Here is a 16,917-nt window from a genome sequence, read left to right on the forward strand (position 1 = left end):
ATCAACCGCCCGTGGTGATGGTCGCGGTCAGCTTGGTCTCGCCGTTGGCGGGCACGGGCACGCGCCAGACGACGGTGCGCGCGTCGCGCATCTCGCCCGTGATGCTCTGATCCGACAGCTCGGTGTCGCGCCCCAGACCGCGCTGGCGCACCTCGACCGTCACCGGTTCGGGCCGAGCGTTGCGGACGGTGTATTCCATCGCATAACGGGCGCGGAAATAGTCGACCAGGCGCTTCGACACCCGCTCGGACGACACCAGACGCGGCTGCACCGTCACATCAAAGGCGTCGCCGGTCGTCACAACGATCTCGGATCCCGCAGGCGAGTGGTCGACCTGGCTTTCGCCGATGAAACGCGGCTCGCCCGCCTCATCCTTCACATAGACGCGGATCACCCCCGCCGGCAGGGCGCGCGCCGCGTTCCCCGATCCATTGGCGAAGATAACCCCGACTTCGGCCGCGATCGGCTCCTCGGCGCTATAGAAGCCGTCGACCACCCGCAGATAGCGCTTGGTCGCGGGAACGCCCGCCGCGTCGATCAGGCCGACCTGCTTGGTCTGGTTATTGGCGACCGTCACGGCCTCGGGCAGCGGATAGACATAGACGTCGGCCAGCGCGCCTTCACCGCCCGACTGGGTTCCATTGCCGCGCGTATTGGACACACGGACCGGCGGGCGCGGATTATAGCCGCCCTGATTGATCAGATTGACGTCGCCCGCCACCACGCGCGTCTGGGCGTTGCTGAAGGTCGCGCCCGAGTTGTTGGTCAGCGTCACCCAGCCGGTCAGGTCCAGCTTGCCCGCCTTCTCGTCGAAACGGGCGACATAGTCGGCCTTCCACGTCAGACCGCTGGTCAGATAGGACAGGGTCGTCTCGCGGCGACCAGCCCCTTCGGCGTCCAGGGTGACGCTGAGCGTCGGGCGCGGGCGCAGGTTCTGCGGCACGCGGTCGAAGATGACGCGCGTCGGCACGCCGTCGTCGCGCAGCACCTCGATGCGGTCGCCGATCTGCAGCACCACGCCCTGATTCGCCGCCAGCACGCGGGCGCGCTCGGTCGATTGCGCGCCCGAACCGGGATTGGTGCGGACGATGCCGATCTCATTGCCGACGGCGCTTTCCATCAGCTTGCCCGGCGTCAGCAGGTCATAGTCGAAGTTCTGCTCGACCACCGACAGGCCGCGCCCCGACAGGCCCACCGTCTCGGGCCTGATGCTGGCGGACACGCCCGGAAACTCCTGACGCGAGCGCCCGGCGGGCACGTTCAGGTTCCGCACGTCCTCCACCAGGGCGATGTTCTGGTTGTAGACCGTCAGGGAGACGCGATCGGGACCGCCCGGCCCCTCCTCCACCTGTTGCGCGGCCGCAGGCGCGGCAAGAAGCAGGGCGAGAGCGAAGGGTCCGATGGCGCGGATCATGCGTGTCCTCGATGACTGTCCAAGCGTCACGCTGCACTGCGAAGGCGATCTTGTCGAGGGCGCGCGCGACGCCGCGTCGCCCCTCGCCGGTCTGGCTTCCCCGTCTGGGAAGGTTTAAGCCCTGCCTCGTGACCCGCTCCCAGGCAGAAAACTGGTCGACCTGGCGCTCGCTGGCCTTCCTGGCCGCGACGTTCGCCATCGTGATCGGCAGCCTGATGCCCTTCGCGGCGCTGGCGGCCTCCACGCCCGGCCAGCCCATCGTCATCTGCTCGGCCGATGGTCCCCAGACCATCCAGTCCGGCGGCGTCGACGGCCCAATCAAGGCCGAGATGGGCGCCAAATGCGCCGCCTGCGTCATGCCCCTGCTGGCGGCCCTGCCCGCGCCCGCCGCGCCAGAACCGGCGCCGGTTGTGCGCCTGACTCAGGCCGTCGTCTACGCCCCCTTCATCGCCAGCCCCCCGCCCCCGGCCCGCGCTCCGCCGCGTCCGCCGTCACGCGCCCCGCCTCACGCCTGAAAACCAGACTCATCGACGCCGCGCGCCTGCTGAAGGCCTGCCCGGCCGCACATCTGTTTTCAGGATACAAATTCCATGTCTCTCAAGACCGCTGCGGCGCCGTGCGCCCTGCTGATCGGCGCCTGCCTGGCGCCGTCCCTCGCCCATGCCTACGACCTGTCGGAGGCTGACAGCCCCACCATCGTCGACAGCATCATCGTCACCGGCCGCCGCAACGCCGAAGACCCGACCGTCGTGGCCGAGGCGCGCGACCGTCTCAGCCGCACCCCCGGCGCCGTCGCCGTGGTGTCGGCCGAAAGCTATTCCGACCGCTTCGTCCAGGGCTTCGCCGACACCCTGCGCAATGTCCCCGGCGTGCTGGCGCAGAAGCGGTTCGGCGAGGAGAGCCGCCTGTCCATTCGCGGCTCGGGCATCGCCCAGGGCTTCCACCAGCGCGGCGTTCTGTTCGCCCAGGACGGCGTACCCTTCGCCGACGCCGACGGCTTCTCCGACTTCCAGAGCGTGGACTCTCTCAGCGCCCGCTATGTCGAGGTGTGGAAGGGCGCCAACACCCTGCGCTTCGGCGGGGCCCAGTTGGGCGGGGCCATCAACCTCGTCACCCCGACCGGCCGCACGGCCCGCCAGCGCGCCCTGATGCAGGTCGAGGGCGGCAGCTACGGCTTCGTGCGCGCTCACAGCGCCGTCGCGGAAACCTATGGCGACTGGGATATCTACGCCGCCGCCACGGCCATGCAAGGCGACGGCTGGCGCGACCACAGCCGGCAGTCGCAAGGCCGTCTGACCGTCAATGCGGGCCGCTCCTTCGGCGAGGATCGCGAGGTGCGCCTGATCGCCCAGGCCGCCGACATCAAGCAGGACATGCCCGGCTCTCTGACATTGGAAGAGGCGCTGAACACCCCGCGCAAGGCCGCCGCCAGCGCCCTGTCCGGCGATCAGGCCCGCGACCTGACCGTCAAGCGGCTGACGCTGCAGACCCGCTGGCGCTTCAACGAATCGACCCTGTTCGAGGGCGCCGTCTGGGGCTGGGAGAAATCCCTCTATCACCCGATCTTCCAGGTGCTGGATCAGGACAGCGCCACGCGCGGCGCCTTCGCCCGCATCGACTGGACGGGCGACATCGGCGGCCTGCGCGCCGACGCCTTCTACGGCTTCTCGTTGCGGGACGGAGAGGTCGAGGCCCTGCGCTATGTGAACCTGGGGGGCGAGCGCGGCGCCAAGACGGCTGATGCGCGTCAGAACGCCTCCGGCCTGGACGTCTTCGCCGAGGGGAGGCTGTTCGTCACCGACCAACTGGCTCTGGTCGCGGGCGGCTCCTGGGGACGCGCCACGCGCGATTATCTGGACCGCATGACCCCGGCCAACGACGCCAGCCGGGACTATGAGTGGTTCTCGCCGCGTCTGGGCCTGTTGTGGGAAGCCGAGGACGGCGCCCAGGTCTTCGCCAACGTCACCCGCTCGGTCGAGCCGCCGACCTTCGGCGCTCTGGTGCAGGCGCCGCTGACCGGCTTCACCCCGGTCGAGGTTCAGGACGCCTGGACCGGCGAGATCGGGACACGCGGGCGTCACGGCTCTCTGGCCTGGGATCTGGTCGCCTATCGCAGCCGGATCGAGGGCGAGATGCTGAACTTCATCACCAGCCCCGACATTCCCGTCGCCACCTTCAACGCCAAGAAGACCATCCACCAGGGCATCGAGGCCGGGCTGGACTGGACCCTGCCGCTCGAACTGGCGGACGGGTCGCTGATGCTTCGTCAGGTCTATAACTGGAGCGACTTCCGCTTCGACGGCGACGCGCGCTGGGGCGATAACCGCCTGCCGGTCGTGCCACAGCACCAGTACCGGGCCGAACTGACCTGGCGCCACCCGACGGGCGTCTTCGTCACACCGTCGGTCGAGTGGCGGATGTCCAGTCCCTACGTCGACTACGCCAACACCACGAAGGCGCCGGACTACGCCGTGCTGGGGCTGACGGGCGGCTTCAACATCAACGCCAACACCTCGGTCTACATCGACGCGCGCAACCTGACCGACAAACGCTACGTCGGCGAGTTCTCGGCTGTGACCGCCGCCCGCAAGACCCAGACGGCCGTCTTCTTCCCCGGCGAGGGCCGCTCGGTCTTCGTCGGCCTGCGGCTGGCCTACTGATGACCGCCTCTCTCAAGACCAAGACGCCGGACGTGATGTCCAGCGCCTATCGGGCCGTCTGGCGCTGGCACTTCTACGCCGGGGTGCTGGTGATGCCGTTCCTGATGCTGCTCACGCTGACGGGCGGCCTCTATCTGTTCAAGGACGAGATCGACCACGCCGTCTATCGCTCCATGATCGAGGTTCCGGCCAGCGCCCGGCAGGCTGATCCTGATCAGTGGCTGGACGCCGCCGCTCGCGCGGGCAAAGGCCGGGCGGCGAACGTGCTGGTTCCCGCCCGCGCGGATCAGGCCGTGCGCGTCCGCGTCGACCGGCCTGACGGCGCCCAGCGCACCGTCTTCGTCGATCCGCACACGGCCGCCGTCACCGGCGTCACCGCCTATGGCGGCGTGACCGAGACGATCAAGAATCTGCACTCCCTCAGCCTGTTCGGCGGACCGATCGGAACGGCGCTGAACATTCTGGTCGAGATCGTCGCGGGCTGGGCCGTCATCCTGTGCGCCACAGGCCTTTATCTGTGGTGGCCGCGTCGCCGCAGCGGCGCCGTGTTGCGGCCGCGTGAGACGGATGCCGGACGCCGCCCCTTCTGGCGCGACGTTCACGCCCTGACCGGCTTCTATGTCGGCGGGGTGATCATCTTCCTTGCAGTCACGGGAATGCCGTGGTCGGCCGTCTGGGGCGATCGGTTCATGGGCGTCATGCGCGACACGGGACTGGGCCGCCCGCCCGCGCCCGCCGCCGCCAGCCCCTGGAGCCACGCCCAACCCCACGACGCCCCGGCGGGCGTGGGCTGGACGCTGGAGAACGCCGTCCTGCCCGTCCATGACCACGGGCAGCATCACGCGGCCCTCAGCCTGAACCGCGTGCTTCAGACAGCGCGCGAACAGGGCCTGCCGCGCCCCTTCACCGTCAGCATCCCCCGATCCTCGGACCTGGCCTGGACCGTCTCCCGCCAGACCCGCAAAGCCGAGGACGCCCGCAGCCTCTATGTCAACGGCGCCAGCGGGGCGGTGAAGGCCGACCTGCGCTGGCATCAGTTCGGCGTCATGGCCAGGGGCTTCGAATGGGGCATCGCCGTACATCAGGGAACGCAGTACGGCTGGATCAACCGCATCGTCATGCTGATCGGCTGCATCGCCGTCTGGCTGCTGCCGATCAGCGGACTGATCATGTGGTGGAAGCGCCGCCCGCCCAGCCTGTCGCGCCGCCGCTCCGGCGCTCCGGCGGCGCCGCCCGGCCCGCGCGCGAGAATTGCCGTGCTGTGCATCGTCATCCCCCTGTCCATCCTCTATCCCTTGACGGGACTGAGCCTCGTGACCGCCCTGCTGCTCGACCGGGCGGTGCGTGCGTTCACCGGGCCCAAGCCCGTCGCAGCCTCTTGAGAAGGAGCTTCAACATGAAACCTCTGTTCGCCCTGACCGCCCTGTCGGCCGCCGCCCTCACTCTCGCCGCCTGCGGCCAGCCGGCCGAAAAGTCGGCGGAAGCCGCCAAGGACGCAGCCGTCGCCCCCGGCGTGGTTCAGGTCGCCGACGCCTGGTGCCGCCCCACGCCCAACGGCGCCAAGGTCGGCGGCTGCTACCTGACCCTGACGGCAGGCTCCGACGACCGTCTGCTCAGCGTCTCGACCGCCCTGGCCCAGTCGGCCGAGGTGCATGAGATGAAGATGGACAACGGGGTCATGAGCATGGGCCACCTGGCCGACGGTCTGCCCCTGCCTGCCGGAACCCCGGTCGAGCTGAAGCCCGGCGGCAATCACATCATGCTGATGGGTCTGCGCGATCCGCTGGTCGACGGCGGCGTCGCCTCCTTCACCCTGACCTTCGAGAAGGCCGGCCCCATCGGCGTCCACGCGGCGATCAAGCAGCCGCCGGTGGTGGATTCGGAGGAATAGAACCCTCTCCCGGCGGGAGAGGGCTTGAACGCACGGCGGCGCAGCCGTCGTTCTTGCGCGACCCGAAGGGCGGCGCGAAGCAGCCAAAGGGTGAGGGGCTTGTCCTTTCAGTCGGCGTCAGCCGTCGCATAGACCGCCAGCAACGGCCTTCGGCCGACTTCAGCCGCGAAACCCTCACCCTTTCACCTTCGCCAATCGCCTCCGGCTCTTGGAGGCTCAAGCCATCTCCCAACAGGCGAGGGTTCCCCTGTCTGTCGCCCACACCTGACAAACCGGCCCGAACCGGCTAAAGGCTCGCGCTCACGAGGAATACCATGGCTCTTAAAGTCGCGATCGTCGGCCTGCCCAACGTCGGCAAGTCCACCCTGTTCAACGCCCTGACCAAGACGGCGGCGGCCCAAGCGGCCAACTATCCGTTCTGCACCATCGAGCCGAACACCGGCGACGTGGCCGTGCCGGAACCGCGCCTGAACACGCTGGCGAGCATCGCCGGCTCCAAGGAGATCATCCCCTCGCGGATCACCTTCGTGGACATCGCCGGTCTGGTGCGCGGCGCGTCCAAGGGCGAGGGCCTGGGCAACCAGTTCCTGGCCAACATCCGCGACTGCGACGCCATCGCCTTCGTCGCCCGCTGCTTCGTCGACGACGACATCACCCACGTCGAGAACCGCATCGACCCCATCTCAGACCTCGAGATCATCGAGACCGAGCTGATGCTGGCCGACCTCGAAAGCCTGGAGCGCCGCCGCGTCCAGATCGAGAAGCGCGCCAAGGGCGGCGACAAGGAATCCCAGCTGAACCTGAAGCTGATCGACGCCGCGCTCGAAAAGCTGCGCGACGGCAAGCCCGCGCGTCTGGCCGAGGTGTCCAAGGAGGACAAGAAGGCCTGGGACATGCTGCAGCTGCTGACCGCCCTGCCCGCCCTCTACGTCGCCAACGTCGAAGAAAGCTCGGCCGACAAGGGCAATGAGCTGTCCGACCTGGTCGCCAAACGCGCCGCCGAAGACAACGCCAACTCGGTGGTCATCTCGGCCCAGATCGAGTCGGAAATCGCTGTCCTGGACGACGAGGAGCAGAAGGAGTTCCTCGAGACCCTGGGTCTGGAAGAGCCTGGCCTGAACCGCCTGATCCGCGAAGCCTACAAGTTGCTCGGCCTGCAGACCTACTTCACCGTCGGCCCGAAGGAAGCGCGCGCCTGGACCATCCCGGTCGGCGCCACGGCCCCGCAGGCCGCCGGCGTGATCCACACCGACTTCGAAAAGGGCTTCATCCGCGGCGAAACCATCGCCTTCGACGACTATGTCGCGCTGAAGGGCGAAGCGGGCGCCAAGGAAGCGGGCAAGATGCGCGCCGAAGGCAAGGCCTATGTCGTCAAGGACGGGGATGTGATGCACTTCCTGTTCAACAACTAAGACGTTTCTTCAGGGCGGTTAGAAAATCTGACCGCCCTGATAGAATTACTGAAATTCCATACCCTTGCAGGTATCGCCAAAGCCCTGGATGAGTCAGCCCGACTGACGCTGAAAATTCTCCAGGGACGCCATGAAGTTCGATACCCTCGCCGTGCATGCGGGCTATTCGCCCGATCCGACCACCAAATCGGTCGCCGTGCCCATCTATCAGACCACCAGCTACGCCTTTGACGACACCAAGCACGGGGCGGATCTGTTCGACCTGAAGGTGGCGGGCAACATCTACACCCGCATCATGAACCCGACGTCGGACGTGCTGGAACAGCGCATCGCGGCGCTGGAGGGCGGCATCGCGGCGCTGACGGTGGCCTCGGGTCAGGCGGCGATCACCTATGCGATCCTGACCATTGCCGAGGCGGGCGACAACATCATCGCCACCTCGACCCTGTATGGCGGCACCTACAACCTGTTCGCCCACACCCTGCCCCAGTACGGCATCACGGTGCGCTTCATCGACGCTGCCGACCCGGCCGCCATCGCCGCCCATACGGATGAACGCACAAAGGCGGTCTTCTGCGAGTCCATCGGCAACCCGCTAGGCAATGTCGTCGACTTCGGCGCCCTGGCCGACGCGGCGCACGCCCAAGGCCTGCCGCTGATCGTCGACAACACCGTGCCGACCCCTTACCTGACCCGCCCGATCGAGCATGGGGCGGACATCGTCATCCACTCCCTGACCAAATACATCGGCGGCCACGGCACCTCGATCGGCGGCGCCATCGTGGACAGCGGCAAGTTTCCGTGGGCCGAGCACAAGGCGCGTTTCCGCCGCCTGAATGAGCCGGAAGTCAGCTACCATGGCGTCGTCTACACCGAGGCGCTTGGCCCGGCGGCCTTCATCGGCCGGGTGCGCACCGTCCTGCTGCGCAACACCGGCGCGGCCATCTCGCCGTTCAACAGCTTCCTGATCCTGCAAGGGCTTGAGACGCTGGCTCTGCGCATGGACCGCCACGTCGAGAACGCGACCGCCGTCGCCCAGTGGCTGAAGGCCCACCCCAAGGTGGAATGGGTCAACTACGCCGGACTGGAAGACCATCCGTCCAACCCGCTGATCAGGAAGTATTTCGGCGGCAAGGCGTCCGGCCTGCTGACCTTCGGCGTCAGATCCGTTGAAGAGGGGGGCGGCCGCGAGGCGGGCGCCCGCTTCCAGGACGCGGTGAAGATCTTCACCCGTCTGGTCAACATCGGCGACGCCAAGTCTCTGGTCTGCCACCCGGCCTCGACCACCCACCGCCAGCTTTCGCCTGACGAACTGAAGAAGGCGGGCGTGACCGAGGACACCGTGCGCCTGTCGGTCGGCATTGAACACATTGACGACCTCATCGCCGATCTGGATCAGGCCCTGGCCGCCGTCTGAACCTTCAGCCCGCCAGACTCGTGCAGCGGATCAGCAGAACCGGCTGATCCGTTCCCCGATCCAGCCAGGTCAGGTTCAGCGTCTCGGAGGTGGCGACGAAGCGGACCCGTTCGCGCGTCCGCACGCCTTCGCTGTCGCAGCTCAGCGTCGCCTGATAGCCGTCCGGCTGCTCATCAATGCCGACAATGGCGCAACGGTTTTCGTAGCCGCTGAATTCCGTGGTGGTGATCTCGATGGCGCGCCCCTCGCCGGTGGTCTGGGCGCACCATTCGGCCTTGGCCGCCCAGCGGCCGACGAAGCTGACCGGACCGGCGCCGGGCAACATGCTCGCGGCGCCCGGCGGCCGCTGGGCCGGCGGCGCTGCGGCTATCGGCCCCTGCACCGGCTGGGCCGGCTCGGTCGGCGGATTGACCGCGCCCGGCCGGTCGCAGGCCGCCAGGCACAGGACAGACAGGGCGAGAAGCGGCTTCATGAAGTCTTCAACGCCCTGACATCATCCCCGTTGCCGCCTAGCGCCGCGCCGCCGCGCTACGCTCGCGGACCTGGCCGAACTCGGAAGTCGGCTTCCAGCTCGGCCACTGGTCGCCATTGGCCAGATCCAGACCCAGCCGGTACAGCAAGGTCAAGTTCTCGACCGCCGAACGCAGATCCCAGTCGGCCGACCACTCGTCACTGGGGCGATGGTAATCGGCGCCGAACTTGGCCTTCCAGGCCGCCAGGCCCGCCTCACGGCCGCCCTCGACCCAATCCACCCCGTGCCATGGCATCAGGGCAGGCACGCCAGCGCGGGCGAAGGGGAAGTGGTCGGAGCGGTAGTAGAAATTCTGTTCCGGCTGACCGTCGTCGGAGACGTAGCGGCCTTCCTTCTGCGCCAAGGCATGCAGGTCGTCCTCGAGACTGTTCTGCCCCTTGCCGAAGATCGGCACGTCGCGGGTCGGCCCGCTGAGAGGCAGCATGTCGATGTTGATGTCGGCCACCGTCGTCTCCAGCGGATAGATCGGATCAGCCACATAGGCGTATGCGCCCAGCAGGCCCATTTCCTCGGCCGCCATATGGGCGAAGACAATGGTGCGCTTCGGCGCCGGCGCGGCCTTCAGCTGACGGGCCATCTCGACCACGCCTACGGTGCCCGAGGCGTTGTCCCAGGCGCCGTTGAAAATCTTGTCGTCGCCCGCCGCGTGCTCGTTGACGCCGACATGGTCCCAGTGAGCGGAATAGACGATCACCTCATTGGGCCGCTCGGTCCCCGTGATCCGCGCCAGCAGGTTATGGGTGCGCAGTATCTCGACCTTTTCCTCGGCCGCCGCGCTAAGGCGCACGCCCGGCAATTCGAAGGCGCGGAAATCGCCCGTCCCCAGACGCGGCTTCAGCGCTCCCATGTCCAGACCCAGGGCCTGCGCCGTCGCGCCGTTGACCGCCCCCGTCAACTCCAGGTCCGCCGCGCCGGGCGTCAGGGTGCGAATACGGCTCGCGCCAGCGGTTTCACGCTGCCAGGCGCGATCGGCGTCAACGACGGTCAGCACCGCCAGGGCGCCGCGACGCTTGGCCTCGTCGGCCTTGTAGGCGCCCGACTGATAGGTCGTCGAATAAGGTCCGTTGAACAGGTCGCCGTCCGGCTCGCCCGCCACGACCAGCACCACCTTGCCCCGGACGTCCAGGTCGCCGTAATCGTCCCAGCCCCGCTCGGGCGCATAGACGCCATATCCGGCGAAGACCACGGCCGCATCCGCCACCGATCCCTTGGCCCGCACGTTCATGGCCCGCAAGGTCACGTCCGTTCCCGGCGTCAGATCGTGCCGGGCGCCGTCGGGCCCGGTCCAGACGACGGTCGGCGCGCCCTGGGGCGTCAGGCGCTTCAGATCGATGACCTGCAGCCACTCGCCGTTCCGCCCGCCCGGTTCCAGCCCCATGGCCTCATACTGGGCCTGAAGCCAGTCCAGCGTTTTCTTCTCGCCGTCCGTTCCCGGATAGCGCCCCTGGAAGTCGTCGGCGCTGATGGTGCGGATTTCATCCGACAGGCGCTGAGCCGAAAAATCCTGGGCCGAGGCGGCGCCTGCGACGAGCAGCAGGGCCGCAGCAGCGACGCCGCGAATGAAACGATGATGCATGGCGATTCCCTTCAGCCTCCCCCACGAGGCCGTTCCGCATAGTCATAGGGCGGCCTCTTGCGAGGCCGCCCCTTACATTTTCGTCATGATTGCCGAAAGTTGGGATCAGCGGCGCTGATCGGCGCTCTTGGCCCGCTCGCCGCCGAACTCGGAACCCGGCTTCCATTCCGGCCAGTCGCGGCTGTTGGCCAGATCCTGACCGACCCTGAAGATCACTTCCAGGTCCTGAAGCATGCCGCCGTAATCCCAGTCGGCCTCCCACTCGTCCGCCGCCTGATGGTAGCGATTGGCGCGATAGTCGGCGGCCTTGGCCTGGCGCGGTTCGATCGGAGCGTCGATGAAATCCCCCGTCGAGGACAGATAGGCCATCGGCACGCCCTTCTTCGCCAGCGGGAAGTGGTCCGAGCGGAAGTAGATTCCCGCCGCTGCGCCGGCGTCGCCGACGAAGCCGCGCCCTTGCGCCGCCGCCGCCGCGATCACCGGCTCGTCCAGTTCCGAATGGCCGTAACCGGTCACGCCCAGCTTGTTCATCCGGCCAAAGACGGCGGCCGAGTCCAGATTAAAGCCGCCGACGGTCTTCTCCAGCGGATACAGCGGATTGGCGGCGTAGAACTCCGACCCCAACAGGCCGCTTTCCTCGGCCGTGAACCCGATCATGACGATGGTGCGCTCGGGGCGCGGACCGGCGGCGTAGGCGCGCGCCAGCTCCAGCAGGCCCGCCGTACCCGACGCGTTGTCGATGGCGCCGTTGAAGATACGGTCGCCGTTGGCGTCCGGCTCGCCCATGCCGATGTGATCCCAGTGGCCGGTGTAGAGAATGGTCTCGTCCGGATGGCTCGCGCCTTCAAGCTTGGCGACGATGTTGTGGGTGACGATGCGGTCGGTGTTCACGTCGAAGCTGGCGTCGATGGTGGCGCCGGTCAGTTCCACGGGCTGGAAATCACGGCGGCGCGCCTTGATCTTCTCCTGCTCGAAGTCGAGGCCCGCGCGGCGGAACAGATCGACGGCCAGATCGCGCTGGATCCAGGCTTCCATCGGAACACGCTCGGCCGTGGGGTTGGCGCGCACGATGTCGAACTGGGGCACGCCCCAGGAGTTGGCGACCGTCGTCCAGCCATAGGAGGCGGGCTTGGTCTCATGGACGATCAGCACGCCTGCCGCGCCCTGACGCGCAGCCTCTTCGTACTTGTAGGTCCAACGGCCGTAGTAGGTCATGGCCTCGCCGCCGAAGGTGTTCAGCGAGGGGTCTTCAAAGTCGGCGTCATTGACCAGGACGACGATCACCTTGCCGCGCACGTCGGTCTTGAAGTCGTTCCACTGACGCTCAGGCGCATTGACGCCATAGCCGACGAAGACCAGAGGCTTGTCCTTCAGGTCCACCGCCGCGCCGGGCAGGCGCGTGGTCATGGTGACTTCCTGGCCCTGCGTCAGCGGCTGGCTCCAATCGCCCAGCTTGAGCCGACCCGAGATGTTGGAGACGGTGAAGCGGTTCAGCCCCACGGCCTGCGTCCAGCCGCCGTTCTCGCCGCCCGGGGCGAAGCCTGCGGCCGCGTACTGACGGCTCAGGTAGTCGATCACCTTCTGCTCGGCCGGGGTGGCGATGCCGCGCCCCTCGAAGCTGTCGTCCGACAGGACGCGGATGTCCTGGGAAATGCGCGCAGCGTCGAAGGCGGGCGCAGTCTGGGCCTGTGTCTGGGCCTGAGCAGCCGCGCCGCCGGCCAGGGCCGCAGCGAACGCCAGAACGGCGACAGAAGATGAAATACGCATACAGTCTCACCCCTCGGAGAATTCGATGGCGGGACCGTAGTGAGCGAAACCGCCCATGTCGACGGCCACGGTCGTCGAAGCGGGCATGAAAAAACCCGCCGGATCGCTCCGGCGGGTCATCTCTTTCCGACTGGAAGGCGCCTTAGTGGGCGACGCCCTTCCAGATGCGGCGGTAGCTGGCGTAGGTCACGCCCGCGAACAACACTAGGAAGATCAGCACGCCGAAGCCCATCTGCTTGCGCTCGACCATCTTAGGCTCGGACGTCCAGGCGATGAAGGCGGCGACGTCCTTGGACATCTGATCCACGGTCGCCTCGGTGCCGTCGTCATAGGTGACCTGACCGGCGGTCAGCGGCGCGGGCATGGCGATGAAGCCGCCCTCGGGCACATGGCCCTTGCCTTCCCAGAACGGGGTCATGTCGCCCGCCATATAGGGGTTGTAGTGCTGGCCCGGCGCCATCTTCAGGCCCGCCGGCGGGGTCGAATAGCCCGACAGCAGCGAATAGATGTAGTTGGCGCCGTCGTGACGGGCCTTGGCCATGACCGACAGGTCCGGCGGCATGGCGCCGCCGTTGGCCGCAGCGGCCGCCGTCGGGTTCGGATAGGGGTTGGGGAAGCGGTCCGCCGTGGTGGCGTCGCGACGCAGGTCTTCACCCGTTTCCGAGTCGATGTCGGCGACCTGGATCTCCTTGGCCAGAGCCTTCACGACCGGGTTGTCGTTCGGGTTCGGGTACTTCGGATTCCAGAACGGCCCGTGCTTGTCGCCCAGGTTGCGGAAGTGCACCAGATCCATGCCGTGGCAGGAGGCGCAGACCTCACGATAGACCTTGTAGCCGCGCTGCAGCTGGCCCTGATCGAAGGTGCCGAACGGCCCGGCGAAGCTGAATCCGCCGTCGCGCGGATGCTTGGCGCCCCCGGCGGCCATCGCCGGAGCGGCGATGGCGACCAAGCCGACAGCGGCCGTCACGGAGACAAGGATCTTGCGGAAGGACACGGTCTTTTTCTCGTTGCTCATCATCGCGCTCAGGCCTTCTCGGCTGCGGTCGACGGGAGCACGGGCTCCGAGATCGTCGCCGGGATCGGCAGCGGCTTCTCACGCAGGCCGATGACCGGCATCAGCACCAGGAAGAAGACGAAGTAGTACGCCGTCAGCAGTCGCGTCAGCCACAGGTAGGAGTTCAACTGGCCGTCGATCAGGTTGAAGCTGGGCATGCCCGGAACAACCGGCGCGTCCGGCAGCTGAGCGCCGCACCAGCCGAGGCCGAAGCAGACGAACAGGAAGATGATGAAGAAGGTCTTCATCGTCGGGCGGTAGCGCATGGAGCGCACCTTGGACGTATCCAGCCACGGCAGGACGAACAGCACGCCGATCGCCGCGAACATGGCCACCACGCCGCCGAACTTGTCGGGGATGGCGCGCAGGATCGCGTAGAAGGGCAGCATGTACCACTCAGGCACGATGTGCGCCGGGGTCTGCAGCGGGTTGGCCGGGATGTAGTTGTCGGCGTGGCCCAGGGCGCCCGGGTTGTAGAAGACGAACACCGCGAACAGGATCAGGAACAGGATGATCGCGAAGCCGTCCTTGACCGTGAAGTACGGGTGGAAGGGCAGCATGTCCTTCTTGGCGCGGTCCTTCGGGATCAGGATGCCGACCGGGTTGTTCTGACCGGCGGCGTGCAGGGCCCACAGGTGCAGCACCACGCAGCCGGCGATGACGAACGGCAGCAGGTAGTGCAGCGAGAAGAAGCGGTTCAGCGTCGCGTTGTCGATCGCCGGGCCGCCGCGCAGCCAGACCAGGATCGGTTCGCCGACGACCGGAATGGCGCCGATCAGGTTGGTGATGACCTCAGCGCCCCAGAAGGACATCTGGCCCCACGGCAGGACGTAGCCCAGGAATGCCGTGGCGATCATCAGGAAGAAGATGACGCAGCCGACGATCCAGATCATCTCGCGCGGCGCCTTGTAGGAGCCGTAGTAGAGACCCCGCAGCATGTGCAGATAGACGGCGATGAAGAACATCGACGCGCCGTTGGCGTGCACGTAGCGGATCAGCCAGCCGCCGTTCACGTCGCGCATGATGCGCTCGACCGAGGCGAAGGCCATGTCGACGTGCGGGGTATAGTGCATGGCCAGGACGATGCCGGTGATGATCTGAGTCATCAGGCAGATCGCCAGGATGCCGCCGAAGGTCCACCAGTAGTTCAGGTTCTTCGGGGTCGGCAGGTTCGCATAGTCCATGCCGAAACGGATGATCGGCAGGCGCGTGTCCATCCACCGCTCAACGGCGGTTTTCGGGACGTAAGTGGATTCGTGATCGCTCATGGTTCCTCTGTCCGTCCTCAGCCGATCTTCACGCGGGTGTCGGACATGTATTCGTAGTTCGGCACGATCAGGTTCAGCGGCGCCGGGCCCTTACGAATACGACCCGAGGCGTCGTAGTGCGAACCGTGGCACGGGCAGAACCAACCGCCGTACTCGCCGGCGTTGAAGGTCGGCACGCAGCCCAGGTGGGTGCACGAGCCGATGACGACGAGATACTTCTCGTGGCCTTCCTTGGTGCGCTCGGCGTCGGTCTGCGGCGGGCTGCCCACGGCGCCCTCGTCGATGACCTTGGTCAGCTCGGCCGGGGTGCGATAACGCACGAAGACCGGCTTGCCCTGCCACTTGATGACGACCTGCTGGCCTTCCTGGACCTTGGTCAGATCGAATTCGATCGACGCCAGAGCCAGGGTGTCGGCCGCCGGGTTCATCTGATTGATGAGCGGCCAGGCCACCATCACGCCGGCGCCGGCAGCAGCCGCGCCCGCAGCAATGTGGATGAAGTCGCGGCGAGTGGCCTCGCCACCCCCGTGTTGGCCGTCAGGCCCGTCAGCATTCACGACCGATTCGGCCACGCGTTTCACCTCTGCATCGCCGGTCGCCCGCCCCGAGATGGGACGTCAACCGAATGGAACCCTATCATGCGATGGCAAATCCCTGACCGCCCGGCCTTGGTTTCAACGGTTCCAGACAAGTCGCGGAAGCGATTTGCGAAACAGTCGCAACAAAAGCCGCGACAAGGCCCCGCCCCGCGCGTATGAGGGCCTTAGAATGCGTCTCGCCCTTTTTCAACCTGACATCCCCCATAATGTCGGCGCCTGCATCCGACTGAGCGCCTGTTTCGGCGTGGAATTGCACGTCATCGAGCCTACGAGCTTCAAATTCGACGATCGCGCGATGAAGCGGGCCGCCCTCGATTACGGGCCTTTGTCCCATATGACGCGCCATTCCAACTGGGAGGCCTTCCAGCGCGACCGCGCGCCGGGCCGGTTGGTGCTGTTCACCACGCGCGCGGCCGAGCCCCTGGCGGATTTCGTCTTCCAGCCCGACGACGTCCTGCTGTTCGGCAAGGAGAGCGCCGGTTCGCCCGACTACGTCCATGCGGCGGCCGATGCGCGAATCTACATTCCGATACGACCGGAAACCCGGTCGCTGAACCTGTCCGTCAGCGCCGGCATCGGCCTGCATGAAGCGTTGCGGCAGATGAACGAACTGCCGACGCGATAAGCGATTAACTAAAGCCGTTCAGTTCACGCCAACCCACACACGCATAACATCGATCCGCAATAGCGGAGACCATGATGCAATCCCTGTGGCTTAAGCTTACCACGCCAGACCAACTGCCTTTATTGTTGGCGTTCGCCCTTCTCGCAGGTTTTCTGATCGGGTGGAACGCCGCGCAGGCGATGAAACGCCATGGGCGTCGTCGCACCAAACCATCGACACCTGCGATCAAGATCGTTTCCGCGTCTCGAAATCCCGCCACGGATCAGTTGGCGACGGTGATGAAGGCTGAGTTTCACGCCAAGCGGCTGATGTCGCGCGAAGAAGCACGCATTTTCTATGCCTTGGAGCGCGGCCTGGCCAAGCACGCGCTCGGTTGGCGCGTCATGGCCCAGGTCTCTCTCGGCGAAGTTCTAGGCTCCGCTGATACGGGCGCTTTCCAGGCGGTGAATAGCAAGCGGGTCGACATGCTGATCATCGCCAAGGACGGTCTGCCGATCGCCGCGGTCGAATACCAAGGCTCAGGCCACTACCAAGGCACAGCCGCCGCCCGCGACGCCGTGAAACGAGAAGCTCTCAGACGTGCCGGTATCGAGTTCCTGGAAATTCGCTTTGGGCACGCCCCTGAAGAGCTGACCTTCGAAATCGACCGGCTCGTCCGGCGTAGAACGCCTGCCGACGAGCCGGCCTGATCGTCTTGTCTTA

General features: G+C 66.7%; 15 protein-coding genes. 8 read left to right on the forward strand and 7 right to left on the reverse strand.

Annotated features, from left to right (window positions below):
- Position 1: 1 nt before the first annotated feature.
- A complete protein-coding gene (locus tag AC3A3G_RS02445) occupies positions 2 to 1,414 on the reverse strand; it encodes a DUF4139 domain-containing protein (protein WP_487487452.1) in 1,413 nt (470 codons plus the stop codon).
- A 128-nt stretch (positions 1,415 to 1,542) separates the two neighbouring features.
- Here AC3A3G_RS02445 and AC3A3G_RS02450 point away from each other — a divergent pair, with 128 nt between their 5' ends.
- The 6 genes from AC3A3G_RS02450 to AC3A3G_RS02475 all read left to right on the forward strand — a co-directional run bounded on the left by AC3A3G_RS02450 (position 1,543) and on the right by AC3A3G_RS02475 (position 8,794).
- Positions 1,543 to 1,929: a DUF2946 family protein gene (locus AC3A3G_RS02450; protein ID WP_138141105.1), complete on the forward strand. Its 387-nt coding sequence runs from the start codon at positions 1,543 to 1,545 to the stop codon at positions 1,927 to 1,929.
- 75 nt (positions 1,930 to 2,004) lie between these two features.
- Positions 2,005 to 4,074 carry a TonB-dependent receptor family protein gene (locus AC3A3G_RS02455; RefSeq protein ID WP_487487453.1) on the forward strand — a complete coding sequence of 690 codons (2,070 nt, stop codon included), beginning with the start codon at positions 2,005 to 2,007 and terminating at the stop codon, positions 4,072 to 4,074.
- Positions 4,074 to 5,456, forward strand: coding sequence for a PepSY-associated TM helix domain-containing protein (locus tag AC3A3G_RS02460; RefSeq protein ID WP_487487454.1), 1,383 nt, complete (start codon positions 4,074 to 4,076; stop codon positions 5,454 to 5,456). Before AC3A3G_RS02455 ends, AC3A3G_RS02460 begins: the two co-directional genes overlap by 1 nt.
- Before the next feature lie 14 nt (positions 5,457 to 5,470).
- Complete coding sequence (locus tag AC3A3G_RS02465) at positions 5,471 to 5,965, forward strand: copper chaperone PCu(A)C (protein WP_368924032.1); 495 nt, start codon at positions 5,471 to 5,473, stop codon at positions 5,963 to 5,965.
- A gap of 314 nt (positions 5,966 to 6,279) precedes the next feature.
- Positions 6,280 to 7,377, forward strand: coding sequence for a redox-regulated ATPase YchF (gene ychF, locus AC3A3G_RS02470; protein ID WP_200165546.1), 1,098 nt, complete (start codon positions 6,280 to 6,282; stop codon positions 7,375 to 7,377).
- Positions 7,378 to 7,507: 130 nt separating this feature from the next.
- Positions 7,508 to 8,794 carry an O-acetylhomoserine aminocarboxypropyltransferase/cysteine synthase family protein gene (locus tag AC3A3G_RS02475; protein WP_368924035.1) on the forward strand — a complete coding sequence of 429 codons (1,287 nt, stop codon included), beginning with the start codon at positions 7,508 to 7,510 and terminating at the stop codon, positions 8,792 to 8,794.
- 4 nt (positions 8,795 to 8,798) lie between these two features.
- Here the strand turns inward: AC3A3G_RS02475 and AC3A3G_RS02480 are convergent, their stop codons facing one another.
- The 6 genes from AC3A3G_RS02480 to petA form a co-directional block, all read right to left on the reverse strand.
- Positions 8,799 to 9,266, reverse strand: coding sequence for a hypothetical protein (locus tag AC3A3G_RS02480; protein WP_200165550.1), 468 nt, complete (start codon positions 9,264 to 9,266; stop codon positions 8,799 to 8,801).
- Between the two features lie 37 nt (positions 9,267 to 9,303).
- Positions 9,304 to 10,902, reverse strand: a complete 1,599-nt coding sequence (locus tag AC3A3G_RS02485; RefSeq protein WP_200165552.1) for a M28 family peptidase — start codon at positions 10,900 to 10,902, stop codon at positions 9,304 to 9,306.
- A gap of 105 nt (positions 10,903 to 11,007) precedes the next feature.
- Positions 11,008 to 12,669, reverse strand: coding sequence for a M28 family metallopeptidase (locus tag AC3A3G_RS02490; protein ID WP_200165554.1), 1,662 nt, complete (start codon positions 12,667 to 12,669; stop codon positions 11,008 to 11,010).
- Positions 12,670 to 12,811: 142 nt separating this feature from the next.
- A complete protein-coding gene (locus tag AC3A3G_RS02495) occupies positions 12,812 to 13,687 on the reverse strand; it encodes a cytochrome c1 (RefSeq protein ID WP_125899691.1) in 876 nt (291 codons plus the stop codon).
- Positions 13,688 to 13,692: 5 nt separating this feature from the next.
- Complete coding sequence (locus AC3A3G_RS02500; protein WP_087140205.1) at positions 13,693 to 14,991, reverse strand: cytochrome b; 1,299 nt, start codon at positions 14,989 to 14,991, stop codon at positions 13,693 to 13,695.
- A 17-nt stretch (positions 14,992 to 15,008) separates the two neighbouring features.
- The gene (gene petA, locus AC3A3G_RS02505) at positions 15,009 to 15,563 is read right to left on the reverse strand and encodes a ubiquinol-cytochrome c reductase iron-sulfur subunit (RefSeq protein ID WP_125899690.1); all 555 of its coding nucleotides are present in this window, start codon (positions 15,561 to 15,563) and stop codon (positions 15,009 to 15,011) included.
- Between the two features lie 196 nt (positions 15,564 to 15,759).
- Between petA and AC3A3G_RS02510 the strand changes: the two genes are divergently transcribed.
- Both AC3A3G_RS02510 and AC3A3G_RS02515 read left to right on the forward strand, forming a co-directional pair.
- Complete coding sequence (locus AC3A3G_RS02510) at positions 15,760 to 16,215, forward strand: tRNA (cytidine(34)-2'-O)-methyltransferase (protein WP_368924046.1); 456 nt, start codon at positions 15,760 to 15,762, stop codon at positions 16,213 to 16,215.
- Between the two features lie 71 nt (positions 16,216 to 16,286).
- Complete coding sequence (locus tag AC3A3G_RS02515; protein WP_487487455.1) at positions 16,287 to 16,904, forward strand: DUF2726 domain-containing protein; 618 nt, start codon at positions 16,287 to 16,289, stop codon at positions 16,902 to 16,904.
- Positions 16,905 to 16,917: the final 13 nt, after the last annotated feature.

The sequence above is a fragment of the Brevundimonas sp. Soil_N_31 genome, from assembly GCF_057655995.1.

Excerpts from the sequence above, each read along its gene's own strand:
- AC3A3G_RS02445 (WP_487487452.1), bottom strand. The coding sequence starts at position 1,414 with ATGATCCGCGCCATCGGACCCTTCGCTCTCGCCCTGCTTCTTGCCGCG.
- AC3A3G_RS02455 (WP_487487453.1), top strand. The coding sequence starts at position 2,005 with ATGTCTCTCAAGACCGCTGCGGCGCCGTGCGCCCTGCTGATCGGCGCC.
- AC3A3G_RS02460 (WP_487487454.1), top strand. The coding sequence starts at position 4,074 with ATGACCGCCTCTCTCAAGACCAAGACGCCGGACGTGATGTCCAGCGCC.
- AC3A3G_RS02465 (WP_368924032.1), top strand. The coding sequence starts at position 5,471 with ATGAAACCTCTGTTCGCCCTGACCGCCCTGTCGGCCGCCGCCCTCACT.
- ychF (WP_200165546.1), top strand. The coding sequence starts at position 6,280 with ATGGCTCTTAAAGTCGCGATCGTCGGCCTGCCCAACGTCGGCAAGTCC.
- AC3A3G_RS02475 (WP_368924035.1), top strand. The coding sequence starts at position 7,508 with ATGAAGTTCGATACCCTCGCCGTGCATGCGGGCTATTCGCCCGATCCG.
- AC3A3G_RS02480 (WP_200165550.1), bottom strand. The coding sequence starts at position 9,266 with ATGAAGCCGCTTCTCGCCCTGTCTGTCCTGTGCCTGGCGGCCTGCGAC.
- AC3A3G_RS02485 (WP_200165552.1), bottom strand. The coding sequence starts at position 10,902 with ATGCATCATCGTTTCATTCGCGGCGTCGCTGCTGCGGCCCTGCTGCTC.
- AC3A3G_RS02490 (WP_200165554.1), bottom strand. The coding sequence starts at position 12,669 with ATGCGTATTTCATCTTCTGTCGCCGTTCTGGCGTTCGCTGCGGCCCTG.
- AC3A3G_RS02495 (WP_125899691.1), bottom strand. The coding sequence starts at position 13,687 with ATGATGAGCAACGAGAAAAAGACCGTGTCCTTCCGCAAGATCCTTGTC.
- AC3A3G_RS02500 (WP_087140205.1), bottom strand. The coding sequence starts at position 14,991 with ATGAGCGATCACGAATCCACTTACGTCCCGAAAACCGCCGTTGAGCGG.
- AC3A3G_RS02510 (WP_368924046.1), top strand. The coding sequence starts at position 15,760 with ATGCGTCTCGCCCTTTTTCAACCTGACATCCCCCATAATGTCGGCGCC.
- AC3A3G_RS02515 (WP_487487455.1), top strand. The coding sequence starts at position 16,287 with ATGATGCAATCCCTGTGGCTTAAGCTTACCACGCCAGACCAACTGCCT.